Below are 25,880 nucleotides of genomic sequence, written 5' to 3'. Positions count from 1 at the left end.
ACCCGGTGACCTGGCCCTTCTACGACCTGCGCATCACCAGTGCCGAGGTGGTCCTGCGCGGCCTCAGCGACGCCGATCTCCCGGCGTTGCTCGAGGCGTTGCCCGATGACCTCGAGATGGACCCGGCCAACGAGACGTTCGCCAACCTGCCTCCCGACGTCGACCGGCGTCGTCAGCTGGTCGCCGAGGTCTGGAAGCATCGCGGCACGTGGTCGCCCGACGCGTGGTGCCTCGACCTGGCCGTGGAGGTGGAGGGTCGTGTCGTCGGGCTGCAGGCGCTCGAGGGGGAGCACTTCCCGTTGCTGAGGACCGTTGACTCGTTCTCCTGGCTGGCGACGGATGTGCGCGGCCGCGGCCTGGCCAACCTGATGCGCGCGGGCGTGCTGACGCTGGCCTTCGAGCACCTCGGTGCGGAGATCGCGGTGTCGTCGGCGCGCACCGACAACGCGGCGTCGCTGGCCGTCTCCTACCGCATGGGCTACGTCGACAACGGGCTGAGCCGGACCAACACCCCGAGCGGCCCGTTCGAGCTCCAGCACGTCCGGCTGACCCGCGAGGCCTGGCGCGAGGGCGGCGGTACGGCGGAGGTGTCCGGCGTGGAGCCGTGCCTGCCGTGGTTCGGGATCGGAGGCGGAATCGGCCCAGAAGTCAGCCCAGAAGTCAGCCCAGAGGTCAGCTGAGCGCGACCGCGACGAGAGCGACCGCTGCGGGCACCGCCTGCACGACGAGGATCCGCCGGTTGACGGTGGCCGCGCCGTACACGCCGGCGACGATCACGCAGACGAGGAAGAACACCCGGACGTCGGTCCGCCCGGACACGAGTCCCCAGACGAGTCCCGCGGCCAGGAAGCCGTTGTAGAGCCCCTGGTTGGCGGCCAGCACACGCGATTGCTCGGCGAAGTCGGCGTCGAGGCCGAAGACCCGTCGACCGGTCGGGGTGGTCCAGAGGAACATCTCGAGGACCAGGAAGTACAGGTGCAGCGCGGCCACCAGGCCGATCAGCACACCGGCGACGACGCTCACGCACGCAGCATGGCAGGACCCAGGTCGGGTCGCGGGTCAGGCGGGCTGAGGCACGACGTTCCGCGCCCGTGGCTTGCGCCGCGAGACCGCGACGCCGACCAGGGCCAGCGCGCCTCCGACGTACGCCACCCCCGGAGGTGTCTCGCCGAGGAACAGCCAGCCCATCACGATCGTCAGTGGCGGGACGAGGTACGTCGTGATGCCCAGGCTGCTCGCGGTCATGTGCCGCAGCGCGAAGGCGTACGTCGTGAAGGCGATCGCCGTCGGGAAGAGCCCGAGGTAGACCACCCACCAGATGTCCGACGCGGACGCGTCGCGCGTGTTGTCGACGAGCTGACCGGCGAACGGCAGGCAGACGACCGCGCCGACCGTGCACGCGAGCCACGTGACGTGGATCGCCGAGAGGCGGGCGACCAGCGGCTTCTGCACGACCAGGGCGATCGAGTAGACCAGCGCCGCGAGCAGGCAGAGCAGCACCCCCACGATGTCGTTGTGTCCGCCAGGCTGGGAGACGCCGATCAGCACCACGCCGGCGAAGGCGAGGACGAGCCCGAGGCCGAGCCACCTCGTGAACCGCTCTCCGAGGAACAGCGTCGCGAGCACCGCGATCAGCACCGGGGAGATCTGGATCAGCATCGCGGACGTGCCGGCGTCGACGTGGTGCTCGCCCTGGTTGAGGGCCAGGTTGTAGACGCCGAACCACAGCACGCCGATCGCGACCAGCCCCAGCCAGTCACGCCCGCTGGGCTTCGGCAACCCCCGTGAGACGGCCACGGCGCCGAGCGCGAGCGAGCCGACCACGAGCCGGCCGAGCGACAGCGCCCCGGCCGAGAAGTCCTGGCCGAGATGGCGGATGGCGACGAAGGCTGAGGCCCAGAGCAGGAGGGTCGTGGCGACGGCCGCCAGGGGCAGCCAGGGACGGTCGGACAGCGGCACCCGGCCAGCCTAGGCATGACCACCGACAGTCACGCGCGGGTATCGGACCTGGCGCTGGCGGCCAGCATCGGCGGCATGATGGGTGGCATGCGCGTCGCACTGATGGTCACGTGTGTGAACGACGCGATGTTCCCCGACACCGGCCGTGCGGTCGTCGACCTGCTGACCCGGCTCGGTGTCGACGTCGAGTTCCCACAGGCGCAGACGTGCTGCGGACAGCCGATGGTCAACACCGGCTACCTCGACGAGGCGGTGCCCGTCGTACGCACGTTCGTCTCGGCGTTCGAGGGGTACGACGCGGTGGTGACGCCGTCCGGGTCGTGCGCCGGATCGGCGCGGCACCAGCACCGGCTGGTGGCGGAGCGTGCGGGGGATGCCGGCCTGGTGGACGCGGTCAGCGAGCTCGGGCCGAAGGTCCACGAGCTGAGCGAGTTCCTCGTCGACGTGCTCGGCGTGACCGATGTGGGTGCGTACTTCCCGCACCGCGTGACCTACCACCCGACCTGCCACTCGCTCCGGCTGCTCGGAGTGGGGGAGCGGCCGCGCCGGCTGCTCGAGGCCGTCCGCGGACTCACCCTGGTCGACCTGCCGGGCGCCGAGGAGTGCTGCGGCTTCGGTGGCACGTTCGCGATGAAGAACGCCGACGTCTCGGTCGCGATGGGCGCCGACAAGGCGCGCCACGTGCGCGAGACCGACGCCGAGGTGCTCGTGGCGGGCGACAACTCCTGCCTGATGCACGTCGGCGGAGTGCTGTCGCGGCAGCGGTCCGGCGTCCGCGTGATGCACCTGGCCGAGATCCTGGCCTCGACCGAAGGTGCGGCATGAGCGCCCCCACGACGGCGACCTTCGTCGGGATGCCGACGTTCCCCGTCGCGGCGCGCGAGGCTCTCGCCGACACCCAGCTGCGGCACAACCTGGCTCACGCGACCCACACGATCCGCGACAAGCGTGCCAAGGTCGTCGGTGAGGTGCCCGAGTGGGAGGAGCTCCGTCAGGCCGGAGCCGACCTCAAGGATGCCGCCCTGCTGCGGCTCGACGTACACCTCACCCGGCTCGAGGAGTCGCTGACCGCCCGTGGGGCGGTCGTGCACTGGGCACGCGACGCCGCCGAGGCGTGCCGCATCGTCGCGGACGTCGCGAAGGCGCACGACGCCGACGAGGTCGTCAAGGTGAAGTCGATGGTCACCCAGGAGATCGGGCTCAACGAGGCGTTGGCCGCCGAGGGCGTCGCCGCCTGGGAGACCGACCTGGCCGAGCTGATCGTCCAGCTCGGCGACGACCTTCCGTCACACATCCTGGTGCCGGCGATCCACCGCAACCGCGCCGAGATCCGAGAGATCTTCAGGACCCGGATGGCGGCGTCCGGGCGACCCGCGCCGGACGACCTGACCGACGACCCGGGCGAGCTCGCCAATGCTGCCCGGCTGCACCTGCGCGAGAAGTTCCTGCGAGCGAGGCTCGGCGTCTCCGGCGCCAACTTCGCGGTGGCCGAGACCGGCACGCTCGTCGTCGTCGAGTCCGAGGGCAACGGCCGGATGTGCCTGACCCTGCCCGAGGTGCTGGTCTCTGTCGTCGGCATCGAGAAGGTGGTGCCGACCTGGGCCGACCTCGACGTCTTCCTGCGGCTGCTGCCGCGCTCGTCGACGGGTGAGCGGATGAATCCGTACACGTCGATGTGGCACGGCGTCACGCCCGGCGACGGCCCACAGGAGATGCACGTCGTCCTCCTCGACAACGGCCGGACCCGCGCGCTCGCCGACCGGGTCGGACGTCAGGCGCTGCGCTGCATCCGGTGCTCGGCCTGCCTCAATGTCTGTCCGGTCTACGAGCGGGTCGGCGGACACGCGTACGGATCGGTCTATCCCGGTCCGATCGGCGCGATCCTCAACCCGCTACTGCACGGCGTCGGCGACGACGCCCAGATCGACTCGCTGCCCTACGCCTCGACCCTGTGCGGTGCCTGCTACGACGTCTGCCCGGTCAAGATCGACATCCCGTCGGTGCTGGTCGACCTGCGGGCCCAGGTCGTCGACGCCCACCGCGCCCAGCGGCCGCCCAAGGCCCGGCCGAAGATGGAGGCGGCCGCGATGCGGTCGGCCGCGTGGATGTTCGGCGACGCGCGGCGTCTGGCGCGTGCCGAGCGGGCCTCCGGGCTGGTCGGCCGGGTCTGGAGCCGTCTCGGTCGTACGTCGCTCCCCGGCGGGCGCCGCGCCGTCGGCCGCCTCCCGGGTCCGGGCGCCGCGTGGACGTCCGCCCGCGACATCCCGGCGCCGCCGCGGGAGTCGTTCCGCGCCTGGTGGAGACGGACCCACCGATGAGCGCCCGGGACGAGATCCTGGGTCGGGTGCGATCGGCACTGGCCGACGCCCCCGACGTACCCACGGCGGCCGTGTCGCGGCGTACCGCCGACCCGTCCGTCGACATCGTGGCGCTGTTCTGCGAGCGGGTCGCGGACTACCGGGCGGCGGTGGAGCGCTGCTCCGCCACCGATCTCCCCGCCCGTCTCCGCGCTGGACTGCCCGAGGCGGCGCGGGTCGTCGTGCCGGCCGACCTCGACCTCGAGGTCCCCGGGGCCGTGCCGGACGACGGTCTCTCCGCCGGCGCCCTCGATGCCCTCGATGTCGTCGTCACCCGCGCCCGGCTCGGGATCGCCGAGACCGGCACGATCGTGCTCGACCACGGCCCGGGGCAGGGCCGTCGCGCGATCACGCTGGTCCCCGACCACCATGTCTGCATCGTCGACGCGGGCCAGGTCGTCGCGGACGTCCCCGACGCGTTCGACGTCCTCGACGCGTCCCGCCCGCTGACCTGGATCAGCGGCCCCAGCGCGACCAGCGACATCGAGCTCGACCGGGTCGAGGGAGTCCACGGCCCCCGGCGCCTGCACGTGATCGTGGTGGGCTGAGGGCGGCCGGCGCAAGGCGGACCGCGCGAGTCGTGGGTCCGTCAGGGCGTGATGGCGACCTTGCCGCGGACCTGGCCCTTCTCGAGGGCGCGCATGGCCTCCGGAGCCTGGTCGAGCGGGTAGCTGCGATCGAGGCTCGGGGTGACCGCACCGCTCACGATCAGCTCGGCGACCTGCTCCAGGACGCTGCCGCGCTCCTTGTTCAGGAAGCCGCGGAAGCGTCGACCGCCGAACAGCGACAACGCCATGCCGCGCAGCTGCCGGTCCATCCCGCCGGTCAGGCGTCCGCCGTCCTCGCCGCCGACCATGAGCGCCGTCCCGGTCGGTGTCAGCGCTCGTCGGAGTCGAGAAAGCGTGGGGTTGCCGGCGATGTCGAGGATCAGGTCGTAGCGGTGCTCGCCGTCGGCGGCGAAGTCGTCGCGCGTGTAGTCGATGACGTGGTCGGCGCCGAGCGATCGGACCAGGTCGAGCTTGGCGGCGCTGGCCACGCCCGTGACCTCGGCGCCGAACGCCTTCGCCATCTGTACGGCGTAGCTGCCGACTCCTCCGGACGCCCCGATCACCAGCACCTTCTGCCCGCGCCGGAGCCGGCCGCCGTCGCGCAGGGCCTGCAGAGCGGTGAGTGCAGAGATGGGCACGACCGCGGCCTGCTCGAAGCTGAGCTGGGCCGGCTTGGGCGCGAGCTTGTCCGCACGGGCCACGGCGTACTCGGCGAAGGAACCCTCGCCGACGCCGAACACCTCGTCGCCCACGGCGTGCCCGGTGACGGCCGACCCGATCGCCTCGACCGTGCCGGCGACGTCGCGCCCGGGCACCGGGTTCTTCGGCTTTCGCAGTCCGAACCCGAGTCGGATGGCATACGGGCGGCCGGCCATCAGGTGCCACGTGCCTCGATCGAGGCCGGCCGCGTGCACCCGCACCAGCACCTGGTCGTCGCCGATCCGGGGTCGCGGGATGGTCGCGAGACGGAGCACGTCCGCGGAGCCGTACGTGTCGTGCACGACCGCCCTCATCGTGTCGGTGGTTGTCGGGGTGCTCGTGGACATGGCGCTGGCGCTCCTTGTGATGGGTGGGGCCGTGAGGTCGGGCCCGGGAGTGCCTGACGGCTTTCGTACTTAGTAAGGGACGCTACCATACTAAGTACGGACCGGCAAGGGAGCCAGGAGCGCCATGAGTGTGGAAGCCAGCGAGCAGAGGCAACGTGGTCGGCTGAGCCGGGACGGCGTGCTGCGGCAGGCGGTCGCGGTCGCGGACGCCGGAGGCCTGGCGTCCTTGACGATCCGGTCGCTCGCCCAGGCCCTCGGGGTCAAGCCGATGTCCGTCTACCACCACGTCGCGAACAAGGACGAGATCCTCGACGGCATCGTCGACATCGTCTTCAGCGAGATCGACCTGCCCGCGGTCGGTGGCGAATGGCGGTCCGAGCTGGCCGGCCGTGCCCGCTCGGCCCGGCAGGTGCTACGCCGCCATCCCTGGGCGATCTCCCTGCTGGAGTCACGCACGTCGCCCGGGCCGGCGACGCTGGCGCACCACGATGCCATCCTCGGAACGCTGCGTACGGCGGGCTTCTCGCCGGAGCTGACCGCTCACGCCTATGCACTGCTGGACGCCTTCGTGTACGGGTTCGCGGTCCAGGAGGCAGCACTGCCCTTCGAGGGGCCGGACAGTGTCGGGGAGGTCGCCGAGCCGATCATGGAGCTGATGTCATCGGGCCAGTACTCCCACATGGTCGAGATGGCGCAGGACCACTATCTGCAGCCCGGCTACGACTTCGGCGACGAGTTCGAGTTCGGGCTGGGCCTGATCCTGGACGCGCTCGCGCAGCGGTTCTCCGACCGAGAAGGCGCACGACGTTCCTAGGGGCCTCACCGCGAGATGGTGCTCTGCTGTCGGGAACCGTCGGGAACGACGCCAGCGGCGGCGAGCGGAGGAGCGGACATGCCGAGCCCGTTGGTACGCACCAAGCTCTACGTCCCCCTGGGCGACTGGAGACCTGGAGGCCGCGCACCAGCGCTACTCGGCCGCCGTCGACGGGCTACGCCGGGCCGGGCACTTCTCGGACGTGCTCGGTTGCTCGATCACGCTCGCCGACCTCCGGATCACGCAGGGGCGTCTCGGTGACGCCCGACGTACCTTCGAGGACGCGCTGGAGCTCGCGGCTCGCGAGCCGGACACCGTGATGCGGGGTACGCCGGACATGCTCGTGGGACTCAGCCGGATGGCGCCCCGCTGGCCACGCTGCTCGAAGCCCTCAGCGGGAGCACGCCTCGTGGCCGTACCCCCGCCATCTCCTCGACGCGTACGACGGCGCTCGATCTGCTCTCGCGCGCCGACCACCGCTGACCGTCGAGGTTCACCAGCCCGTTCACCACACGATGTGAGGCGCGCTCACCACATCGGCTCCTACGTTGCGGCCATGAGCACCACATCCACCAGCTCCCCGGACGGGACCGGCTGGTACGAGATCCGCCTCCAGGGGCGCCTCGACCCCCGATGGGCCACCCGCTTCGACGGGATGACCCTCACCACCGGCGACGGCTTCACCCTGCTCACGGGTCCCGTCGTCGACCAGGCCGCTCTGCACGGCCTGCTGCACCAGCTTCGCGACGTCGGTCTGATTCTGGTCTCGGTCATCCAGGTCGAGAACGACGACAAGAAGCGCTCACCCCGCAAGACCGACACCTCGACCTCAGGAGACTGACATGACCATCACCGCACCAACCGCGACGACGGCGCACTCCGCCGCGCCCACCGATCGGATGCGGAACCACGCTCGGGCCGCGGGCATCTTCTACCTGCTCACCTTCGCGTCCTCGATCCCCGCGCTCATCCTGATCGGGCCGATCCTCGACAACGCCAACTACGTCACCAGCGCCGGCTCGGACACGCGGGTGCTGTGGGGCTGCCTCCTCGACGGCGTGAACGCGCTCACCGCTGTCGGCAGTGCCGTCGCGCTGTACCCGGTCGTGAAGCGACAGAACGGGTCGATGGCCCTGGGCTTCGTCACCTCTCGCCTGATGGAGGCGGCCGTGATCATGATCGGCGTGGTCAGCCTGCTCGCGGTCGTCACGATGCGCCAGGACTTCACCGGCGGCGACGCCGCGTCGCTGACGGTCACTGCCAACGCCCTGGTCGACGTCCGCAACTGGACCTTCCTGTTCGGCCCCGGCCTGATGCCCGTCTTCAACGCCGTCCTGCTCGGCACGCTTCTCTACCGAGCCCGGCTGGTGCCCCGGATCATCCCGACCGTCGGCCTGATCGGCGCGCCGCTGCTCTTCGCCGCCTTCCTCGCGACCTTGTTCGGCGGCATCGACCAGGTCTCGTCGACCGCGTTCCTCCTGACCCTGCCGATCGCCGCGTGGGAGTTCTCGGTCGGCGTGTGGATGACCTTCAAGGGATTCACGCCCTCCCCTGTCCTGCCCACGGTCGTCGAGGCGCACCAACAGGCGTGACCGGCTCGCCCACCGACCGAGGTGGTCCCGCATCAGCGGGACCGCCTTCGGCCGTACCTCGCTCCCCCTGCGGCTCGTCGTGGGCCGAGCCTCACGCCAGCGACGCGAGCACCTCTTCGGCAGACGGCATGGCGTCGATCTCGTCCCGGAGCCGGCGGGCGGCTGCGGCGTACGACGGATCCTCGAGCAGGCGGCGGACGGCGTCGGCCACCGCGGCGGCGGAGATCTGGTCGGGGAGCAGCATCAGCCCGGCCCCGGTCGACACCAGGGCGGCTGCGTTGAGCGGCTGGTCGGTGCCGAGCGGGAGACACAGCTGGGGCACCCCGTGGCACAGGGCGCCCAGCATGGTGCCGGCCCCGGCGTGCGAGACAACCGCATCGCAGCGCGGGAGGACCACGGCCTGGGGAACGTACGAGCGTGCGAGCACCCACGTGGCCGTGCCGGCGACCGACGCCGGGTCCGTGTCGGGCCCCGTCGTGAGCACGACGTTCACGCCGAGCGTCGCGCACGCCTCGAGCGCCGCCCGGAACACGTGCGGCGCCTGGTTCATCACCGTGCCGAGAGTGAGGTAGACGGTCCGGGCACGCGGCAGCGCGTCGAGGGCCGCGTCCAGAGCGGGATCCGGGTCGGCCTCGCCGGCAGAGGGTCGTAGCGGCCGGAGGTCGGCCCATGGCACCTGCTCCTCTCGACGGAGCCCCGGTGGAGTGAGGTCGAGGTACGGCGCGTCGAACACGCCACGCGGATCAGCCCGGCCCGCGTCGGCCACGACGGTCGCCACCGCCCGCACCATCGCGTCGTTCTCCGCGAGGAGGGGCCCGTAGCCGTGGGTCGCGTGCCGGACGCCGCGTTCCTCGGCCGCGGAGGGGCCTCCCAGCTCGAAGGTGTCGTGCACGACGAGGTCCGGCCGCCACTCGTCGAGGAGCTCGCCGAGGTCGCGTGCCCGGGCGAGGGCGCCGGGCCCGAACAGGTGCTTCGCGGCGAAGGAGATCTTCTCCTCGTCGGGCAGGGCGTCGATGGAGCGGCCGATGTCGGGGACGCCGGCGTACCCCTCGGCGGCGGTGAGACCGCTCGACCGGAAGGGGAGACCGAGTCGTCCGGTCGCCGCCGTGAGGTCGCTGCCCGAGGAGACCAGCGCCTCGTGGCCGGCGCGCTCGGCCGCCCGCACGAGCGGCACCATCGGCAACAGGTGCCCGTAACCGGGCCAGGAGCTGAAGAGGATCCTCACCGTCGTACTCGACAGCCCTCAGTCGCCGACCGGAGCGGGTTCTCGTTCGGGATGTGGGTGGGAGGGCGCCACCCGCAGCAGGCGGGCGACGGAGTCCGGGAGCATCCAGTTCCACCGGCCGAACAACGACACCAGCGACGGCACCAGCACCGATCGGACGATCGTGGCGTCGAGCAGGATGCCGAACCCGAGTCCGGTGGCCAGCACCTTCAGATCGGTCCCCGGCCCCGAGGCCAGGGCCGCGAAGGCGAGGAACAGGATCAGAGCCGCGCTGGTGACCAGCCGGCCGGTGCGCCCGATGCCCTGGATCACCGCTTCGTCGGTCGACGCGCCCGCGTCGTACTCCTCGCGGATCCGGGCCAGGATGAACACCTCGTAGTCCATCGACAGCCCGAACAGGAACGCGAAGACCATCAACGGGATCCAGAACGTCACGGCGCCGGTCGCGGCGATGCCGAAGATCGCATCCGAGCCGTAGCCCTCCTGCCAGAAGAGCACCATCAGCCCGTACACGGCGGCCAGGGAGATCAGGTTGAGGACCACCGCCTTGAGCGGGAGCAACAGCGATCGGAAGGCCCGCGCCAGCAGGATGTAGGTCAGGCCGGCGATGATCAGCAGCATCAACGGGAAGTTGCCGTAGACCGCATGCAGGAAGTCGACCTGCGCGTTGCCCAGGCCGGTCACGCCGATGACTCCGTCCGTCTGGTCCGCCAGCGCAGTCACGTCGCGGACGACCTGCACGCTCTGGGAGTTGACCGTCTCCTCGTCGGGGAAGACCAGGACGACCGTCTGCCCGTCCACCGAGGAACCGGGTCCGGTCGGGACGACGACTCTCGTCACCCCGTCGACACGGCCCAGGGTGTCGGCGACCGACTGGGCCTTGCCGGTCTCGGTGAGGACCTCCATGGGGGTGAGGACGCCGGTCGTCACGCCACCCTTCTTCAGCGTCTGGAAGGTGTCGTACGCCGCTCCGCTGTGGGCCAGCGACGCCGAGTCGGCCGACCCGATCTTGATGCCGAGGAACGACGCGAACAGCACCGCCAGCACGGCCAGCGCGCAGAGCAGGGCGGTCCACCGCCGACGCACGATCAGCCGCGCCCACGCCGTCCAGCCGCGGCTCGGCTTGTTCTCGTGCCGGATCTTCGGCCAGTCCACGCGCGGTCCGATGCCGCCGAGGATCGCGGGCGTCAGCGTCAGCGTGACCAGCACGCTGGCGACCGGGATGAGCGCGCCACCCATCCCGATGCTGCGCATGAACGGCACCGGCAGCACCACGAGCGCGAGCAGACCGATCGCGACGGTGATCCCGCTGAAGAGCACGGCATGGCCCGCCGTCTCCATGGCCGCCAGGACGGCCTCGTGGTTCTCCTTGCCGTGATCGCGTTCCTCGCGCCATCGGGTGACGAAGAGCAGGGAGTAGTCGATGGCGACCCCGAGCCCGACCAGCGCGACCAGGAACTGGACGATGAACGACACGTCGGTCAGGTAGGTCAGCGGCAGGAGCAGCAGGAACGTCGTCAGGATCGAGACCGCGGCGATCAGGAGCGGCATGAACGCCAAAGCGGACGCGAAGACGAACAGCAGCACGATCAGCGCGCCGATGGCTCCCAGCATCGTCTCGGTGAGGACGCCGTTGCCTCCGGAGTCGTCTCCGACCGCAAGCGCGTCCATGCCGGTGACCCCGACCGTGGCGCCGGCGGGCGCGGCGGTCCGCACGGTCGTCTCCACGAGCTTGGTGGGCACCTCGTCGGCGAAGCTCTGCGGGAACGGGTAGAACACCATCGCGTACGCCGTCCGGTCGTCCGAGGTACGGAAGGCCTTGTCGCCGGTGCTCGCCTCGTCCACGACGCGGAGCGGGACGTCGGCGTCGCCGAGCGACGCGAAGGCCTTCGCCACCTCGTCCTCGTGCCCGGTGAGCGTCTCGCCGTTCGGCAAGGTCACCGTGGCGATGAGAGGGGAGGTGTTCCCGCCGTTATGGAACGCCGCGATGATCTGGTTCGCCGCCTTGTCACCCGGCTGGCCGGGCAGCGAGAAGTCGACCGTCAGCCGGTCGTTGACCTTGCCGGTCACCGCGATGCCCGCCACCGCGACGACCAACCAGACGAGCATCACGATCCGGCGGTGTCGCAGGACCAGTTCTCCCCAACGACGCATCGTTTCCCCCTTGCGATCTCGGGAACGCTAGCGGGGTCGGAGCAGAGCGCAACAGGGACTTTCGGCAGGGTCCTCTGACCGGCTACAGGTCGAGCTTGTACCCCAGCCCGCGCACGGTGACGAGCATCGTGGGGTGGGACGGATCGCGCTCGAGCTTGGCGCGCAGTCGTTTCACGTGTACGTCGAGGGTCTTGGTGTCACCGACGTAGTCGGAGCCCCAGACGCGGTCGATCAGCTGCCCGCGCGTCAGCACCCGGCCCGGGTTGCGCAAGAAGAGCTCGAGCAGCTCGAACTCCTTGAGCGGAAGGCGTTGCGGCTCTCCGTCGACGGTGACGACGTGGCGCTCGACGTCCATCCGCACCGAGCCGGCCTCGAGCGTCGACGGGGCGAGGTCGGGCTCGATTCCGCGGCGGAGCACGGCCCGGATCCGGGCGACCAGCTCGCGGGGCGAGTAGGGCTTCGTGACGTAGTCGTCCGCGCCGAGCTCGAGCCCGACGATCTTGTCGACCTCGTCGTCCTTGGCGCTGACCATGATCACCGGGACGTTGGAGACGGCTCGGATCTGGCGGCAGACCTCGGTGCCTGGAAGGCCGGGCAGCATCAGGTCGAGCAGCACGATGTCCGCGCCGTTGCGGTCGAACTCCGTGAGCGCGTCGGGCCCGGTGGCGGCCAGCGACACGTCGTACCCCTCCTTGCGGAGCATGTACGAGAGCGCGTCGGCGTAGCTCTCCTCGTCCTCGACGACCAGGACTCGGGTCATGACGTGAACTCCTCTTGCTGGGTTCGGGGGAGGGAGAGCGTGAAGGTCGAGCCCTGTCCCTCCAGGGACCACACACGTACGTCGCCGCCGTGAGTGGCGGCGACGTGCTTGACGATCGACAGGCCGAGTCCGGTACCACCCGTGGATCTGTGCCGGGCGGGGTCGATGCGGTAGAAGCGCTCGAAGATCCGGTCCAGCTCGTCGTTCGGGATGCCGATGCCCTGGTCGACCACCGAGATGTCGACCATGTCCTCGTTCGGCTTGGTCGAGACGAGCACGGTCGAGTCTTCGCCCGAGTAGGCGACGGCGTTGGCGACGAGGTTGGTGATGGCCGCCGCGACCTGCTCCTCGTTGCCGAACACGGTGAGCCCCGGCGTACCACCGGTGACGACCGAGATGTGCCGGTTGGTGGCGTCCATCACCGTGATGTCCACCGACCGCTTGATCACGTCGTCGATGTCCACCACGGCCGGGGTCTCGAGCGGCTCGTCGCCCTGCAGGCGCGAGAGCTCGATGATCTGCTGGACCATCCGGGACAGCCGGTCGCTCTCGGTGAGCATCCGCCGGGCGAACCGCTCGACCGCCTCCGGGTCCCCGGAGGCGTCGGCCACCGCTTCCGCGAGGAGCTTGATCGCCCCGACGGGAGTCTTCAGCTCGTGGGAGACGTTCGCGACGAAGTCTCGGCGCACCGCCTCGACCCGGCGCTCGCGGGTGCGGTCCTCGACCAGCGCCAGGACCAGCCGCGAGCTCAGCGGCGCCACGCGCGCGGTGACCGTCCGGGGCGGACCGCTCGGCCGCGGCATCGTCAGCTCCGTCTCGCGGATCTGGCCGTCGCGGCGTACCTGCTGGACCAGGTCGGAGAGCTCCGCGGACATCAGACGATGGCCGCGCACGATCCCGAAGGCGAGTGCGGGGGCGGAGGCCTTCACCACCTCGTCGTCGTCGTTCACGACCAGAGCGCTGCTACGCAGGACCGACAGCACGGTGGCGATGCCGGTGGGCAGGGCGGGCTCGTCCTGCGGCGTACCTGTGTCCTGCTGACGCTCGCTCACGTGCCACGCGAGAACCGCGCCACCGGCGACGACGGCCCCGATGAGCGCGGCGAGGAACGCCTGCGTCGTGGGGCTCACACACAGATGGTACGCATCACGACACCTGTCGTTCGCTCACGGACGGCGTGCTCACGGAGTGTTCACGGCTCGTTCACCGGCCGACCCCGTCCGGACACCTTGGACACCTACCGTGCAGCCCATGCGCGAAGCGTTCCAGGAGCAGCTGGACTCGATCTTCTCCGACCTGGCCGAGATCTGCCACGAGGTCGAGACGTCGGTCCGCCACGCCACTCAGGCCCTTCTCGACGGCGATGCCGAGGTGGCCGAGCAGGTCATCGCTGCCGACGCCAAGATCGACGTGGCCCGTGAGCGAGTCGAGGACACGGCATTCTCGCTGCTCTCCCTCCAGCAGCCGGTGGCCGGCGACCTACGGGTCGTGGTGTCCGCCCTGCGGATGGTCACCGAGCTCGAGCGGATGGGCGATCTCTCGGTCCACGTCGCCAAGATCGCGCGGCTGCGCGTGCCCGAGGTCGCCGTACCCGACGAGGCGCAGCCCACGATCGCCCGGATGGGCGAGGTCGCGGAGGACATGGTCCGCCGCGTCGCGGCGGTGATCACCGACCGGGACGTCGACGCCGCCATCGAGATCGGTCGCGACGACGAGGAGATGGACCAGCTCCGCCGCGGCAGCTTCACGCAGCTGCTCGGCGACGACTGGCAGTACGGCGTCGAGTCGGCCGTCGACATCGCCCTCCTGGGCCGCTACTACGAGCGGATCGCCGACCACGCCGTGTCGGTCGCCAACCGGGTGATCTTCGTGGTGACCGGGCAGTTCCCGGTGGCGACCGAGTCCGCGTAGGCGCGAGCGGGCCCCTACCGACCCTGCTGGGCGACCGCGGCGGCGGCCTCGGCGGCCGCATCGGGGTCGAGGTAGCGCCCGCCCTTCTCGGTCGGCCTGAGCTGGTCGTCGAGCTCGTAGACCAGCGGCATCCCGGTGGGGATGTTGAGCCCCGCGATGTCGTCGTCGCTGATGTCGTCGAGGTGCTTGACGATCGCCCGCAGGCTGTTGCCGTGCGCCGCCACGAGCACGAGGTGCCCGACCCGCAGGTCGTCGGTGAGCGGGCCGTCCCAGTAGGGCAGGAGCCGGCCGATCACATCTTTCAGGCACTCGGCTCGGGGCAGCTCGGCTCCGAGGTCGGCATACCGCACGTCGTGGGCCTGGGAGAACTCGTCGTCGTCGTCGATCGGCGGCGGCGGTACGTCGTACGAGCGGCGCCAGAGCATGAACTGCTCCTCGCCGTACTCGTCCAGGGTCTGCTTCTTGTTCTTGCCCTGGAGGGCACCGTAGTGGCGCTCGTTGAGACGCCAGCTTCGGCGCACCGGGATCCAGTGCCGGTCGACCACGTCGAGCCCGATCACGGCGGTGCTGATCGCGCGGCGCAGCAGCGAGGTGTGGACGACGTCGGGGAGGATCCCCGCGTCGCGCAGCTGCTCGCCGCCGCGCTGCGCCTCGGCCCGACCCTTGTCAGACAGCGCGACGTCGACCCAGCCGGTGAAGAGGTTCTCGGCGTTCCAGGTGCTCTCGCCGTGCCGGAGCAGGACCAGCGTGGAGGTCATCTCAGCTCGTTGACGACGCGCTCGGGGACGAGGTCGCGTCGGTGGACGGCGACGTGCTGGGGGACGGCGTCGAGATGTCGAGCCCGGCCCACTGCCCGTCGTCGGCGACGACCGGGACGCTGAGGCTCGCGGTCTCGCCGTCGTCGAACTGGAACGAGATGGTGACGAACTGCCCGAGGGCGAACGTCCCGCTCACCGGCATGCCCTTGTCGCCCGCGAGGTTGAGCAGGGTGTTCGGCTGCAGGGTGAACGGCGTTGCGTCGACGTGGGTGATGGCGGTGTTGTCGCCCGACGCGGACTGCAGGCTGATCGCCTTGGTCGGGCTGCCGTTGACGAACGTCGCGATGAAGGTGCCGGAGTTGGCCTCCTTCGCGACCACCGCGGCGTTCAGGATGTCGACGGTCCCGTCGCGGTAGTCGACTCCGGCCGTGATGTTGTTGATGCGGTCGGTCGGGTAATCGAAGCCGCAGGCGGACAGGGCGATCATGGCGGCGAGGCCGACTGCTCCGAGCGCGAGGGGGCGTCGCAGGTTCACGGGCGACACCTTAGTGCTCGTCGACGGAACCTCTTCGGGCCCCCTCGAACGACTTCCGTCGAGGAGCACTGTCTGCCAGCACTCCGCGCTCCGATCGGGTGCTACCGGGACAACCCGACCGTGCTGCCGACCACCAGCATCGCCCCGATCACGAGGGCGCAGTAGAGGCCGGTGAGCACCAGCAGTCGGGGAGCGCCGACCCGCAGCGCGAGGCGCAGCGGAACGTGCCGCCGGCCGGCGCGGTTGTCGTCGACCAGCCCCCGCAGCGAGGTGAGGACGTGGACCCCGATCCCCAGGAGGCCGGCGGCGACGGTCATCGCGATCGTGGGTGGGTTGCCGTCAGCGCCGCCGCCCCACCCGCCGTACGAGAGGTACGCCGGGTACAGCGCGAACGCGATCGCCCAGGGGAGCCACGACCACCGACCGGTCCGCAGCAGGCGGTTTCCGAGCACGCCGACCACTAGGGAGAGCAGGTACGACAGGCCCGCGTTGATGCCGCTCGAGAGTGCCAACGGGACGACGAGAAGGACCGCGCAGGCGAGCCAGAAGCCGAGCGTGCCTCGCTCGAGCGCGCCGGACACCAGCGGCTTCGTGTCGCGCTGGTCCGCCCGATCGGCCTTCTCGTCGACGAGGTCGTTGTCCCAGCCCAGGAGCGCCTGACCCACCAGCACCGTGACCGCGACCAGTCCGACCTCGCGCGGGGCCCGGCCGGAGACGGCGGCCGCGATCGCGAGTCCGAGGGCGGTGAGCACCGCCTGCCGAGGGTGTGCGGCGCGCACCAGCAGGACCGGTGTCAGCCGCTTGAAGCGGCGCTCGCGCGGGCTCGAGGCGCGCTGCGGAGTGGAGGGCGCCGGCATGTCCCGCAGTATCGGCCATCCGGCCCGGGATCAGGGCTGGTGACCGGGTGGACACGCCCGGGCACATGCCGCTCGGGCCAGGCACATAGACGACCGATCTGTCAAGCCCGCAAACCGCGTCTGACCTGCGAAGACGCAACGGGAGCACCTTCGTGCCCGTGTTAGAATGGTCACCTAAGAAGGGTGGTACTGAGCAATATGTCTTTCACCGTGGGCGAAACGGTTGTGTATCCCAATCACGGGGCCGCAGTCATCGAGGACATCGAGACGCGGAAGATCAAGGGGGAGGACAAGGAGTACCTCGTACTCCGGATCGTGGCCCAACAGGATCTCGTAGTCCGCGTGCCGGCCTGCAATCTCGACCTCGTCGGCGTACGCGACGTGGTCGACAAGGACGGTCTCGACCGCGTCTTCGACATCCTGCGTGCCGCGCACGTCGAGGAGCCGACCAACTGGTCGCGCCGCTACAAGGCGAATCTCGAGAAGCTGCACAGCGGAGACGTGATGAAGGTGTCGGAGGTCGTCCGCGACCTGTGGCGCCGCGAGCGTGACCGCGGTCTGTCGGCCGGCGAGAAGCGGATGCTGGCGAAGGCTCGCCAGATCCTGGTTTCCGAGCTGGCACTGGCGGAGAACACCAACGAGGACAAGGCCGAGGCGATTCTCGACGAGGTTCTTGCTTCTTGATTTCGGTTTGATTTCGGTTTGATTTCGGTTTGAGAGCCGATTGACGAAGGCCCCGTTCCGCTCCGGCGGACGGGGCCTTCGCCTTGCCGTGCTGATGCGTAGCCCGGCCCGTAGCATCCGCGCCATGTACGACGAGTCCGATCCGGTGGCCTACGGCGTGGTCGTCGAGCGCGGCCGCGGGTCACTGCCGTTCGCCCTGCTCCACGGGGAGCCGCTGGTGGCCTGCGCGGCATGGGCGATGGGCGAGACGGGCGTCCACCTGCTCGACCTGACGACGCCCTGGGACGCCGTACGCGAGGCGGCCATGCCGCTGGTGTGGCACGACGCGCTGTGCCCGATGACGCCACCGGACTTCCTCGCCGCCTGTGTACGACGAGCGGTCGCCGACGGCGTGGCCGTGGCCGGCGTGCTCGCGGTCACCGACACGGTCAAGGAGCTCGTCGACGGGCCGGACGTGCCGATGGTCGGCGACACTCACGACCGCGACGGCCTGCGGCGGCTGGCCTCACCGCTGGTGGTACCGGCCGACGTGGTCGCCGAGCTGGACGACTGGCCGTCGACGAACTTCCGGGCCGCGCTGGCCGGCCTGCGGCGCCGGCACGACGTGGCGCTGGTGACGGCGCCCGCGGCCGCACGCCGCGTCCGGACGCCCGAGGACCTGGCGGTGCTCGAGGCTCTCACCCGGAGATGAGCGCCTCGGCGAGCGCGACGTCCTCTGTGACCGTGAGCTTGAGGTTCCGCTCGGTGGAGTCGACGGCGGCGACGGTCAGGTCGGCGTACGCCGCGAGGATCCCGGCCGTGTCGGTGGCCTCGAACCCGGCGGCCGCTGCCGCGCGGTGGGCGGCGAGCAGATCGCCCGCGCGGAACGCCTGTGGGGTCTGCACCCCGACCAGCACCGCGGGCAGGTCGGAGCCGTCGGCGGCGACCAGGTCATCGAGCCGCGCGACCGGGATGGCGCCGCCGACTCGCTCGGCGGTGCTCAGGACGGCTTCGTAGAGCGCCGCGCTCGCCAGTGGTCGGGCGGCGTCGTGCATCGCGACGACGTCGACGTCGCCCGCCTCGATCGCCGGGGCGAGGAGGGACAGTGCGGCCCACTCCGAGAGATGCCGGGTCTCGCCCCCGGTGACCATGGCGACCTCGGGATGCTCGGGGTCGAGATGTGGCTCCACCGCTGCGCGTACGGCGTCCTGCTCGCCGTCGCGGACCACCAGCACGACCCGCGCGACGCCCGGGACCTCGCATGCGGTGCGCACTGAACGCGCGACGACCGGGATCCCGGCCAGTGGCAGCAGGACCTTGTTGACCTCGGCCCCCACTCGGGTGCCGGCGCCGGCCGCGAGGACGACGACGGCGGCCCTCATCGGTGGACGAGGGCGGTCGCGATGGCGGCGATCCCCTCGCCCCGACCGGTCAGGCCGAGGCCGTCGGTGGTGGTGGCCGACACGGAGACCGGGGCGCCGACGGCCTCGGACAGCACGGCCGTGGCCTCGTCGCGGCGCGGCCCGAGACGGGGACGGTTGCCGACGACCTGGACCGCGATGTTCCCCACCTCGTACCCGGCGCGGCGTACTCGCGCGGCGGTCTCGGCGAGGAGCGCGACACCCGAGGCGCCCGCCCACTCCGGCTCCGCGGTGCCGAAGTTGCTGCCGAGGTCGCCGAGGCCCGTCGCGGACAGCAGCGCGTCGCACATCGCGTGGGCGCACACGTCCCCGTCGGAGTGACCCTCCAGCCCCTGCGGCTCGTCGGGCCAGGCCAGACCGGCGAGCTGCATCGGTACGCCGTCCGCGAGGCGATGGACGTCCGTACCCACGCCCGTTCGCACTCCGTAAGAACTTCCAGCCACGGGCTGATCATGCCCGAGCAACAATCGACCCGTGCGGACGCGTGCGCAGTGGGCGCTGGCGGGGGTGCTGGCCGGCCTCGGCGGCCTCGCCACGTCGTACCTCACCGCCACCTGGCTCGGCCTCCGCGGCAACCCGGTGACCGACGTCGCCGAGCTGGTGATCCGGCTGACCCCGGGGCCGGTGGCCGAGGATCTGATCCAGGTCGTGGGTCGGCACGACAAACCCTTGCTGGTGACCGGGGTGCTGATCGTGGTGCTGCTGCTGTTCGCGGCGTTCGGGCTGCTGTCGCGGCGGTGGCAGGGCGCCGGCATCGCCGGTTTCGTCGTGCTCGCCGTGATCGGGCTGATCGCCAACCAGTCGCAGTACGGCGCGCCCGCCACCGGGATCCTGCCGAGCCTGGTCGGCGTCCTCACCTGGCTGGCGCTCCTCGGCGTGCTCACGTCGTACCTCCGGCCGCAACCGTTTCGCGACGAGTCGTCCACGGACCCGCAACGACGCTTCCTGCTGGTGGCCTCCGGGGTCGGTCTGGGCAGCGCCGTCGTGGGGTTGCTGGGCTGGAAGGTGGGCGGCCACCGGCGCGCGGTGAACGCCGCGCGCGAGGCCCTCGACCTGCCCGGCGTCACCAACCCCGGGCCGCCCGCCGGCGTCGACGTGGGGCTGAGCGGCATCGCGGTCTGGCAGACGCCGAGCAGCCGGTTCTACCGGATCGACACCTCGCTCAGCCCGCCCGCGATCTCGCCAAACGACTGGAGCGTGCGGATCCACGGCATGGTCGACCACGAGACCACCCTGACGTACGCCGAGCTGGTCAAGCGGCCGCGCAGCGAGATCTGGATGACCCTCAACTGCGTCTCCAACCCCGTCGGCGGCCCGCTGATCAGCAACGCCTGGTGGAGCGGTACGCACCTGAAGGACCTGCTCGAGGAGGCCGGCGTCCAGCAGGGCGCCGACGCGGTCAAGCAGACCTCGGACGACGGCTGGACGTGCGGAACCCCGCTGTCGGCGATGCTCGACGGCCGCGGCGCGATGCTGGCCTATGCGATGAACGGCGAGCCGCTGCTGATCGAGCACGGGTTCCCGGTGCGGACCGTGGTTCCCGGCCTCTACGGCTACGTGTCGGCGTGCAAGTGGGTGCGCGACATCGAGGTGACGACGTTCGACTCGTTCTCGGCGTACTGGACCGAGCGTGGCTGGTCGGTCGAGGGGCCGGTCAAGCTCGCGTCCCGGATCGACGTGCCCGGCAACGGTCACCACGTGCCGGCCGGCCGGGTGCGCGTCGGCGGGCTCGCCTGGCAGCAGAACACCGGGATCTCGGCGGTCCAGGTGCAGCTGGACGGAGGCGGCTGGCAGCCGGCCACGGTCGCCCGCAAGAACCTCAGGGACTCGTGGGTGCAGTGGGTCGCGACCGTCGACGCCGCGCCGGGCCGGCACCAGCTCGCCGTACGCGCGGTGAACGACGACGGTCAGGTGCAGACCGCGGTGCGCGCCGACCCCGTGCCGAACGGATCGTCCGGCTGGCACACGATCTCGTTCCAGGCCGACTCCGTCAGTAGCGGATGACCCGGTAGCGCTTCGAGGTCGCGACGATGCTCTTGGTGCCCGCGATGATGATGCGGTACTTGGTGCCGTTGCGGCTGCCGGTGACGCCCACCTTGTAGCTGCCCTTGACGCTGGTGTGCAGCACCCGGTACCTCTTCCACGAGCCGTGCTTGACCTGCACCAGGATCCTGTGGTGCCTGGCCTTCGGGATGAGCTTGCCGCTGATGTGGCAGTGCCCGTTCGGGCAGGCGCTGGTGTCCTTGAAGTTCCACAGCGTGGTCACCGTCACGACGTCGGAGTACGTCGGCGCGTAGGTGGCGTCACCCAGGTAGTGGAGGCGGTACCTCACATTTCCCTTGGCCTTGCTGCCGTAGTCGGCGATGGTGAGGGTGGTCGGGTCGACGAACGACATGACCGTCTTCCAGCCCTTGCCCGGCTGCTTGCGCTGAAGGTCGGCCCGGCCTTCGTCCACCGGGTTCCCTGCGCCGTCGGTGACACCTCCCACCATGAAGCCGATGAAGTTGCCGTACTGACCTTTGGCCTTGTGGTGACCGTTGTTGATCGTCAGCGTCGCCTGGGTGACCGTCCCCGCTTCGGCCGGGCCGGCTGTGAGGATTGCGGTGGTCCCGACGGTAAGGGCCAGTGAGGCCACGACGACCCCGAGCTTCGTGCGCATGCGAGTTTCTCCCCGTGGAATGTGAGTGAGCGGTCCCGAGACTCGAGAACCGGCGTGAGCAGTCCTATCACCTGGTGGGGGTGAGAATCCCCGAAACGGCCGATCCGGTCACCACGCACCTCGGCTGCCGATCGGAAGAACCTGGTCGTCGCGGTGGATCACGTAGACCGTGCCGCCCGACCCGCCGAGCCAGGCGCGCTCGAACTCGCCGCGGTGATAGGTACGGCGCACGCTGTGGTCGGTCGGGGCGCCAGGGTCGTTGGTGACGACATCGCCGCCTGCTGTGAAGCCTCGGATGACGACGAGGTGGCCATCCGTGCCGTGGGTAGGGGCGCCGCGGAGTGCCCCGCGGGGATAGGCGACCGAGGCGACGAGGGGGATGCCGGCGTCGACGAACCGCTCGGCGTCGCGGAGGTCGCGGAGCCGGGTGACGAAGGCGTGCCCGGCCAGGCCCGCGGCCCACGCGGTGTTGAAGGACCAGTTGCCGGTGCCGGTCCAGGCCGGGTCGTGGACCTGCCGGGCCGCGGCCGGGATGTCGGTGCCCGGTGGCAGCCTGCCGGCATGGGACAGCACCATCGCGACCGACGAGGGCGAGCACCACCCGGCGCCGCCGGTGTCGGCGTACCTCATCTGGGAGAGACGGGGCACGTCGAGGATCCGCTCCCGCCGGTGCAGTGGTGCGGAGGCCGTGCCGCTCCACACGCCGGCGGAGACCATCGCGCCGATCCGGTGCAGATCCGGAGACGGCCGGCCGTGCCGGCGCACCCGCAGCCGGTAGGAGTCCGTGCCGTCAAGCGGGCGCCACACGTCGGTGTCGACCTCCGGGTCGCCGATGACACTGGTCCTCCGCGTCGGCCGCGTGCCCGACGACCAATGCCCGAGCACGTGCCAGGTGCGCGAGCCTCGGGCCTGGGCGGCGACCTCGATCCAGGTCCCGCGTGGGGTGGTCGCCGACCACGAGGCCACCAGTTCGGTGAACGCGAAGCCCGGCTGGCACCAGGGCGTCGTCCAGGTCGGCCGGTCGGCGGGTGACCACGCGTCGTACCGAATGAGCCGGGGCACCCCGCGACTCTACGATGGGGCGCGTGACTCTCCGGCTCCACGACACCGCGACCCGCGACGTCCGCGACTTCGTGCCCCTCGAGGCGGGCAGGGCGGGGATCTACGTGTGTGGACTGACGGTGCAGAGCGAGCCGCACGTCGGGCACGTGCGGTCGGCGGTGAACTTCGACGTGCTCCGGCGCTGGCTGACCGCGACCGGGTACGACGTCACGTTCATCCGCAACGTCACCGACATCGACGACAAGATCCTGGCCAAGGGCGAGGCACAGGGGCGGCCGTGGTTCGAGATCGCGTACCGGATGAGCCGTGAGCTGGACAAGGCGCTGGACGCGATCAACGTGCTGCCGCCGACGTACGAGCCGGCCGCGACCGGGCACGTGCCGGAGATCCTCGAGCTGATCGGGCAGCTGGTCGCGCGCGGCCATGCCTATCCGGCGGAGGACGGGTCCGGTGACGTCTACTTCGAGGTGCGCTCGTGGCCGGCGTACGGCGAGCTGACCCGGCAGAAGGTCGACGACATGGAGCCGACGGAGGGAGTTGCCGACCCGCAGGTAATGGCCAGGAAGCGCGACCCCCGCGACTTCGCGCTGTGGAAGGGCTGGAAGAAGGCCCTCGAGCCGGAGACGGCGGCGTGGCCGTCGCCTTACGGTCCGGGACGTCCCGGTTGGCACATCGAGTGCTCGGCGATGGCCGCGAAGTACCTCGGCCCGGCGTTCGACATCCATGGCGGCGGCGTCGACCTGCGCTTCCCGCACCACGAGAACGAGCTGGCGCAGTCGCGCGCAGCCGGGCAGCAGTTCGCGTCGTACTGGCTGCACAACGCCTGGATCACCACCGCCGGGGAGAAGATGTCGAAGTCCTTGGGCAACTCGCTGCTGATCCCCGAAGTGCTGAAGCGCGTGCGGGGCATCGAGCTGCGCTACTACATGGTGGCTGCGCACTACCGCTCGCACGTGGAGTTCTCGTTCGAGGCGCTCGATGAGGCGGCGGTCGCGTTCCGGAGGATCGAGTCGTTCCTGGACCGGGTGCCGTCGTCGGTCGAGGAGGTCGTGAAGCGACCGTCTCGAAACCAGCTGCCCAAGTCGTTCGTCGATGCGATGGATGACGACCTGGGCACGCCGGCCGCGGTCGCGGTGATCCACGACCAGGTGCGCGAGGGGAACCGCCTGCTGGGTGCCGGCGAGCCGGCGGACGACGTCGCCGCGTCGGTGCGGGCGATGCTCGACGTGCTCGGCCTCGACCCTGCCGACCCGGCCTGGGGCGTGCTGGGCGGCACGGACGACGCCAAGCTCTCGGCCGCGGTCGACGCCCTGGTCGCCGGGCTGCTCGAGGAGCGAGCGGCCGCGCGGGCCGACCAGGACTGGGCGCGGGCGGACGCCATCCGCGACCGGATCGCCGCCGCCGGCATCGCGGTCGAGGACACGCCGGGCGGTCCGAAATGGACCCTGGCGGAGCAGTCGGACGGAGCCTCCTGATGCCGGGGAACAGCCAGCGCAAAGGTGCGATCCGGAAGTCCTCGAAGCGGCCGACGGCCGGCTCGGGCGGCCGGGTCAAACGCGGGCTCGAGGGCAGGGGCCCGACTCCGAAGGCGGCCGACCGGCCCAACCACAAGGCGCACAAGCTGCGGGCGAAGTCCGAGCGAGACGCGGCTCGGCGCCCGAGGAAGCGGTCGACCGCCGGCGACGAGTGGATCGCCGGGCGGAACGCCGTCGTCGAGGCGCTACGGGCGGGCGTCCCGGTGAGCGGGCTGTACGTCGCCGAGGGTGCGGAGCGCGACGGCCGACTGCGTGAGGCGTTCAAGATCGCCGCCGACGGCGGCGTATCTCTGCTCGAGGTGACCAAGGGCGAGCTGGACCGCCGCACCGACGGAGCGGTGCACCAGGGTCTCGCCGCGCGGATCCCGGCGTACGAGTACGCACACCCCACCGACCTGCTCGACGCCGCGGCCGAACGCGACGAAGCTCCACTGATCGTCGCTCTCGACTCGGTGACCGACCCGCGCAACCTGGGTGCGGTGGTGCGGTCGGCGTCGGGCTTCGGCGCGCACGGGGTCGTCATCCCGGAGCGCCGTGCCGCCCGGATGACCGCCGCGGCCTGGAAGACCTCTGCCGGCGCCGCCGCCCGCATCCCGGTCGCCCACGCGACGAACCTGGTCCGCACCCTCAAGGAGTTCCAGGACGCCGGCTGTCAGGTCGTCGGCCTGGCCGCTACCGGCGACCTCACGCTGCCCGACCTGCTCGCCGACCCCGACCTCGCCTCCGGTCCGCTGGTCGTGGTCGTCGGGTCCGAGGGAGACGGCCTCGGCCGCCTGGTCAGCGAGACCTGCGACCGGCTCGTCTCGATCCCGATGTCGTCCTCCCTGGAGTCGCTCAACGCCGGCGTCGCCGCCTCCATCACCCTCTACGCCCTCTCACAGCACCGCTGACCGCCGAGGTGGCCCTTCTCCCGCGCCGAGGGGGGCCTTCTCCGCCTCCGAGGTGGGCCTTCTCCGCCTCCGACGGGGCGCTAGCGACGTGTACGTCGACGCTCGGCACGCGCGTAGCGCGTCCGGCGCGACGGCGAGCGCGCGATCAGCACCTCGCGCAGCTCCCGCAGCCAGGCCTCGAGGCGCTCCCCGTCGAAGTCCTCCCGGCCGACGACGATGACGTACCAGCCCAGCTTGCGCAGAGCCGCTCGGCGTTCCTCGTCGGACTCCTGGTCCTCGTCCTCGGAGTGGTGCTCCTCACCGTCGTGCTCCACGGCAATCCGCCGGCCTCGATAGGCCAGGTCGAGCCGTCGCCTGCCCAGCCCCGGCACCGCGACCCAGAGCTGCGGTTGAGGTACGGGAAGGCCGGCGTCGATGATCTCCATGCGCACCCACGACTCACGCGGGGACTCCGCCCGTGGGTCGGCGTACCCGACGAGCTCACGGAGCTGGGTGCAGCCCCGTCGCCCTCGGTAGCGCCCGAGCATCGCTCGGTAGTCCCCCTGGGTGAGTCCACAGACACGCATGAACGCGTCCAGGACGGCGAGCGCTTCTCGTCTGCCCCGTCGACAGGCCAGGTCGCAGGCAGTCCGGACCGGACTGGTGACTCGGAGTCCAGCTATCGTCCAGACCTCCTCGGGCCGCAGATCTCGCTTGCCACCGTGAACACCGGATCGCCTGGAACGATGGCGTCCGCCGATGCTGACGACATCCAGGTCCAGCGGCGCGTCGAGCGCCGCGGGTGGCTGACAGTCGACCCCCCACAACCAAGCCGCCGTGCGATCGCAGACGACACCATGTGCCGGGAGCACCTTCGCCAGGCAGGCGGCCCGGGTCTCGATCGAGAGCGAAACGTCGTGACGCACGTACACACCGCGTAGCACGCGCCGCAGCACCCCGAAACGGACCAGGCGGGAGGCTTGTTGGGAGGACACCCCCAGCTCCGAGAGGTCGGACAGAGTCATGGGAGTTATCGGGAATCCGCGCATGCGGCGGAGATTCCCCGATTCGGGTGCTTTGCGAACCTGGCGCTGCCGAGCCTGTGGAAAAGCAGTCCGATCTCGGGAGGAGGCACCGGAGATGGCCCACGTGCGC

The 25,880-nt window shown here is 70.9% G+C and carries 28 protein-coding genes and 1 pseudogene; 13 read left to right on the top strand and 16 right to left on the bottom strand.

Going from position 1 to position 25,880, the window contains the following annotated elements:
• The first annotated feature begins 5 nt into the window (after window positions 1–5).
• Window positions 6–680 carry a GNAT family protein gene (locus VGJ24_RS12390; RefSeq protein ID WP_331500922.1) on the top strand — a complete coding sequence of 225 codons (675 nt, stop codon included), beginning with the start codon at window positions 6–8 and terminating at the stop codon, window positions 678–680.
• On the opposite strand, the gene VGJ24_RS12385 is transcribed toward VGJ24_RS12390, so the two are convergent.
• Together VGJ24_RS12385 and VGJ24_RS12380 are read right to left on the bottom strand one after the other, a co-directional pair.
• On the bottom strand, window positions 673–1,023 hold the full coding sequence (locus VGJ24_RS12385) for a DUF1304 domain-containing protein (RefSeq protein WP_331500921.1): 351 nt from the start codon (window positions 1,021–1,023) through the stop codon (window positions 673–675). The two genes, VGJ24_RS12390 and VGJ24_RS12385, sit on opposite strands and share 8 nt — an antisense overlap.
• Before the next feature lie 36 nt (window positions 1,024–1,059).
• Complete coding sequence (locus VGJ24_RS12380; protein WP_331500919.1) at window positions 1,060–1,959, bottom strand: DMT family transporter; 900 nt, start codon at window positions 1,957–1,959, stop codon at window positions 1,060–1,062.
• A 15-nt stretch (window positions 1,960–1,974) separates the two neighbouring features.
• Here VGJ24_RS12380 and VGJ24_RS12375 point away from each other — a divergent pair, with 15 nt between their 5' ends.
• Genes VGJ24_RS12375 through VGJ24_RS12365 form a run of 3 tightly spaced genes read left to right on the top strand, consistent with a single transcriptional unit; the run spans window position 1,975 to window position 4,864 of the window.
• Window positions 1,975–2,784 carry a (Fe-S)-binding protein gene (locus tag VGJ24_RS12375; RefSeq protein ID WP_414691064.1) on the top strand — a complete coding sequence of 270 codons (810 nt, stop codon included), beginning with the start codon at window positions 1,975–1,977 and terminating at the stop codon, window positions 2,782–2,784.
• A complete protein-coding gene (locus VGJ24_RS12370) occupies window positions 2,781–4,277 on the top strand; it encodes a LutB/LldF family L-lactate oxidation iron-sulfur protein (protein WP_331500918.1) in 1,497 nt (498 codons plus the stop codon). The genes VGJ24_RS12375 and VGJ24_RS12370 overlap by 4 nt, the downstream gene beginning before the upstream one ends.
• Entirely contained in the window at window positions 4,274–4,864 is a 591-nt protein-coding gene (locus VGJ24_RS12365) for a lactate utilization protein C (protein ID WP_331500917.1), read from the top strand. Before VGJ24_RS12370 ends, VGJ24_RS12365 begins: the two co-directional genes overlap by 4 nt.
• Window positions 4,865–4,905: 41 nt before the next feature.
• On the opposite strand, the gene VGJ24_RS12360 is transcribed toward VGJ24_RS12365, so the two are convergent.
• Window positions 4,906–5,910, bottom strand: a complete 1,005-nt coding sequence (locus VGJ24_RS12360; RefSeq protein ID WP_331500916.1) for an NAD(P)-dependent alcohol dehydrogenase — start codon at window positions 5,908–5,910, stop codon at window positions 4,906–4,908.
• A gap of 124 nt (window positions 5,911–6,034) precedes the next feature.
• Here VGJ24_RS12360 and VGJ24_RS12355 point away from each other — a divergent pair, with 124 nt between their 5' ends.
• The 3 genes from VGJ24_RS12355 (at window position 6,035) to VGJ24_RS12345 (ending at window position 8,316) form a co-directional block, all read left to right on the top strand.
• A complete protein-coding gene (locus VGJ24_RS12355) occupies window positions 6,035–6,724 on the top strand; it encodes a TetR/AcrR family transcriptional regulator (RefSeq protein WP_331500915.1) in 690 nt (229 codons plus the stop codon).
• 556 nt (window positions 6,725–7,280) lie between these two features.
• Window positions 7,281–7,565: a hypothetical protein gene (locus VGJ24_RS12350; RefSeq protein WP_331500914.1), complete on the top strand. Its 285-nt coding sequence runs from the start codon at window positions 7,281–7,283 to the stop codon at window positions 7,563–7,565.
• 1 nt (window position 7,566) lies between these two features.
• On the top strand, window positions 7,567–8,316 hold the full coding sequence (locus VGJ24_RS12345; protein WP_331500913.1) for a DUF4386 domain-containing protein: 750 nt from the start codon (window positions 7,567–7,569) through the stop codon (window positions 8,314–8,316).
• Between the two features lie 91 nt (window positions 8,317–8,407).
• On the opposite strand, the gene VGJ24_RS12340 is transcribed toward VGJ24_RS12345, so the two are convergent.
• The 4 genes from VGJ24_RS12340 to VGJ24_RS12325 all read right to left on the bottom strand — a co-directional run bounded on the left by VGJ24_RS12340 (window position 8,408) and on the right by VGJ24_RS12325 (window position 13,585).
• Entirely contained in the window at window positions 8,408–9,541 is a 1,134-nt protein-coding gene (locus VGJ24_RS12340; RefSeq protein ID WP_331500912.1) for a glycosyltransferase, read from the bottom strand.
• An 18-nt stretch (window positions 9,542–9,559) separates the two neighbouring features.
• Window positions 9,560–11,695, bottom strand: a complete 2,136-nt coding sequence (locus VGJ24_RS12335) for an MMPL family transporter (RefSeq protein WP_331500911.1) — start codon at window positions 11,693–11,695, stop codon at window positions 9,560–9,562.
• An 82-nt stretch (window positions 11,696–11,777) separates the two neighbouring features.
• Window positions 11,778–12,455 (bottom strand): response regulator transcription factor, encoded by a 678-nt coding sequence (locus tag VGJ24_RS12330; protein ID WP_331500910.1) that lies wholly within the window; start codon window positions 12,453–12,455, stop codon window positions 11,778–11,780.
• Complete coding sequence (locus tag VGJ24_RS12325) at window positions 12,452–13,585, bottom strand: sensor histidine kinase (protein WP_331500909.1); 1,134 nt, start codon at window positions 13,583–13,585, stop codon at window positions 12,452–12,454. The genes VGJ24_RS12330 and VGJ24_RS12325 overlap by 4 nt, the downstream gene beginning before the upstream one ends.
• Window positions 13,586–13,706: 121 nt before the next feature.
• Between VGJ24_RS12325 and phoU the strand changes: the two genes are divergently transcribed.
• Window positions 13,707–14,366: a phosphate signaling complex protein PhoU gene (gene phoU, locus VGJ24_RS12320; RefSeq protein ID WP_331500908.1), complete on the top strand. Its 660-nt coding sequence runs from the start codon at window positions 13,707–13,709 to the stop codon at window positions 14,364–14,366.
• Between the two features lie 14 nt (window positions 14,367–14,380).
• Here the strand turns inward: phoU and VGJ24_RS12315 are convergent, their stop codons facing one another.
• The 3 genes from VGJ24_RS12315 to VGJ24_RS12305 all read right to left on the bottom strand — a co-directional run bounded on the left by VGJ24_RS12315 (window position 14,381) and on the right by VGJ24_RS12305 (window position 16,516).
• Window positions 14,381–15,124, bottom strand: a complete 744-nt coding sequence (locus tag VGJ24_RS12315) for a phosphoglyceromutase (RefSeq protein WP_331500907.1) — start codon at window positions 15,122–15,124, stop codon at window positions 14,381–14,383.
• 1 nt (window position 15,125) lies between these two features.
• Window positions 15,126–15,659 carry a hypothetical protein gene (locus VGJ24_RS12310; protein WP_331500906.1) on the bottom strand — a complete coding sequence of 178 codons (534 nt, stop codon included), beginning with the start codon at window positions 15,657–15,659 and terminating at the stop codon, window positions 15,126–15,128.
• A gap of 101 nt (window positions 15,660–15,760) precedes the next feature.
• On the bottom strand, window positions 15,761–16,516 hold the full coding sequence (locus VGJ24_RS12305; protein WP_331500905.1) for a UbiA family prenyltransferase: 756 nt from the start codon (window positions 16,514–16,516) through the stop codon (window positions 15,761–15,763).
• A gap of 198 nt (window positions 16,517–16,714) precedes the next feature.
• On the opposite strand from VGJ24_RS12305, the gene VGJ24_RS12300 reads away from it, so the two are divergent.
• Together VGJ24_RS12300 and VGJ24_RS12295 are read left to right on the top strand one after the other, a co-directional pair.
• The gene (locus VGJ24_RS12300; protein WP_331500904.1) at window positions 16,715–17,200 is read left to right on the top strand and encodes a CarD family transcriptional regulator; all 486 of its coding nucleotides are present in this window, start codon (window positions 16,715–16,717) and stop codon (window positions 17,198–17,200) included.
• Window positions 17,201–17,324: 124 nt separating this feature from the next.
• A complete protein-coding gene (locus VGJ24_RS12295) occupies window positions 17,325–17,891 on the top strand; it encodes a 2-C-methyl-D-erythritol 4-phosphate cytidylyltransferase (RefSeq protein ID WP_331500903.1) in 567 nt (188 codons plus the stop codon).
• Here VGJ24_RS12295 and VGJ24_RS12290 read toward each other — a convergent pair.
• Both VGJ24_RS12290 and ispF read right to left on the bottom strand, forming a co-directional pair.
• The gene (locus VGJ24_RS12290; RefSeq protein ID WP_331500901.1) at window positions 17,878–18,561 is read right to left on the bottom strand and encodes an IspD/TarI family cytidylyltransferase; all 684 of its coding nucleotides are present in this window, start codon (window positions 18,559–18,561) and stop codon (window positions 17,878–17,880) included. The genes VGJ24_RS12295 and VGJ24_RS12290 overlap by 14 nt on opposite strands.
• A complete protein-coding gene (ispF, locus tag VGJ24_RS12285; RefSeq protein WP_331500900.1) occupies window positions 18,558–19,043 on the bottom strand; it encodes a 2-C-methyl-D-erythritol 2,4-cyclodiphosphate synthase in 486 nt (161 codons plus the stop codon). The genes VGJ24_RS12290 and ispF overlap by 4 nt, the downstream gene beginning before the upstream one ends.
• A gap of 31 nt (window positions 19,044–19,074) precedes the next feature.
• On the opposite strand from ispF, the gene VGJ24_RS12280 reads away from it, so the two are divergent.
• Complete coding sequence (locus VGJ24_RS12280) at window positions 19,075–20,604, top strand: molybdopterin-dependent oxidoreductase (protein WP_331500899.1); 1,530 nt, start codon at window positions 19,075–19,077, stop codon at window positions 20,602–20,604.
• Here VGJ24_RS12280 and VGJ24_RS12275 read toward each other — a convergent pair.
• On the bottom strand, window positions 20,591–21,259 hold the full coding sequence (locus VGJ24_RS12275) for a hypothetical protein (RefSeq protein WP_331500897.1): 669 nt from the start codon (window positions 21,257–21,259) through the stop codon (window positions 20,591–20,593). The two genes, VGJ24_RS12280 and VGJ24_RS12275, sit on opposite strands and share 14 nt — an antisense overlap.
• A gap of 108 nt (window positions 21,260–21,367) precedes the next feature.
• Window positions 21,368–22,321, bottom strand: a complete 954-nt coding sequence (locus VGJ24_RS12270; protein ID WP_331500896.1) for a C39 family peptidase — start codon at window positions 22,319–22,321, stop codon at window positions 21,368–21,370.
• A gap of 23 nt (window positions 22,322–22,344) precedes the next feature.
• Between VGJ24_RS12270 and cysS the strand changes: the two genes are divergently transcribed.
• Together cysS and rlmB are read left to right on the top strand one after the other, a co-directional pair.
• Window positions 22,345–23,796 (top strand): cysteine--tRNA ligase, encoded by a 1,452-nt coding sequence (cysS, locus tag VGJ24_RS12265; protein WP_422656617.1) that lies wholly within the window; start codon window positions 22,345–22,347, stop codon window positions 23,794–23,796.
• Window positions 23,796–24,746 (top strand): 23S rRNA (guanosine(2251)-2'-O)-methyltransferase RlmB, encoded by a 951-nt coding sequence (gene rlmB / locus VGJ24_RS12260; protein ID WP_331500894.1) that lies wholly within the window; start codon window positions 23,796–23,798, stop codon window positions 24,744–24,746. Before cysS ends, rlmB begins: the two co-directional genes overlap by 1 nt.
• An 80-nt stretch (window positions 24,747–24,826) precedes the next feature.
• Here rlmB and VGJ24_RS12255 read toward each other — a convergent pair whose 3' ends face one another.
• A complete protein-coding gene (locus tag VGJ24_RS12255; RefSeq protein WP_331500893.1) occupies window positions 24,827–25,312 on the bottom strand; it encodes a DUF559 domain-containing protein in 486 nt (161 codons plus the stop codon).
• A gap of 345 nt (window positions 25,313–25,657) precedes the next feature.
• Window positions 25,658–25,750: pseudogene (locus VGJ24_RS19610) on the bottom strand (type IV toxin-antitoxin system AbiEi family antitoxin domain-containing protein); the annotation flags it as partial.
• Window positions 25,751–25,880 lie beyond the last annotated feature (130 nt).

The sequence above is a fragment of the Nocardioides sp. genome, assembly GCF_036493135.1.
Classification (GTDB): domain Bacteria; phylum Actinomycetota; class Actinomycetes; order Propionibacteriales; family Nocardioidaceae; genus Nocardioides.
Note: the sequence above shows the minus strand (reverse complement) of the source record. Positions and strands in the feature narration are given on the sequence as shown.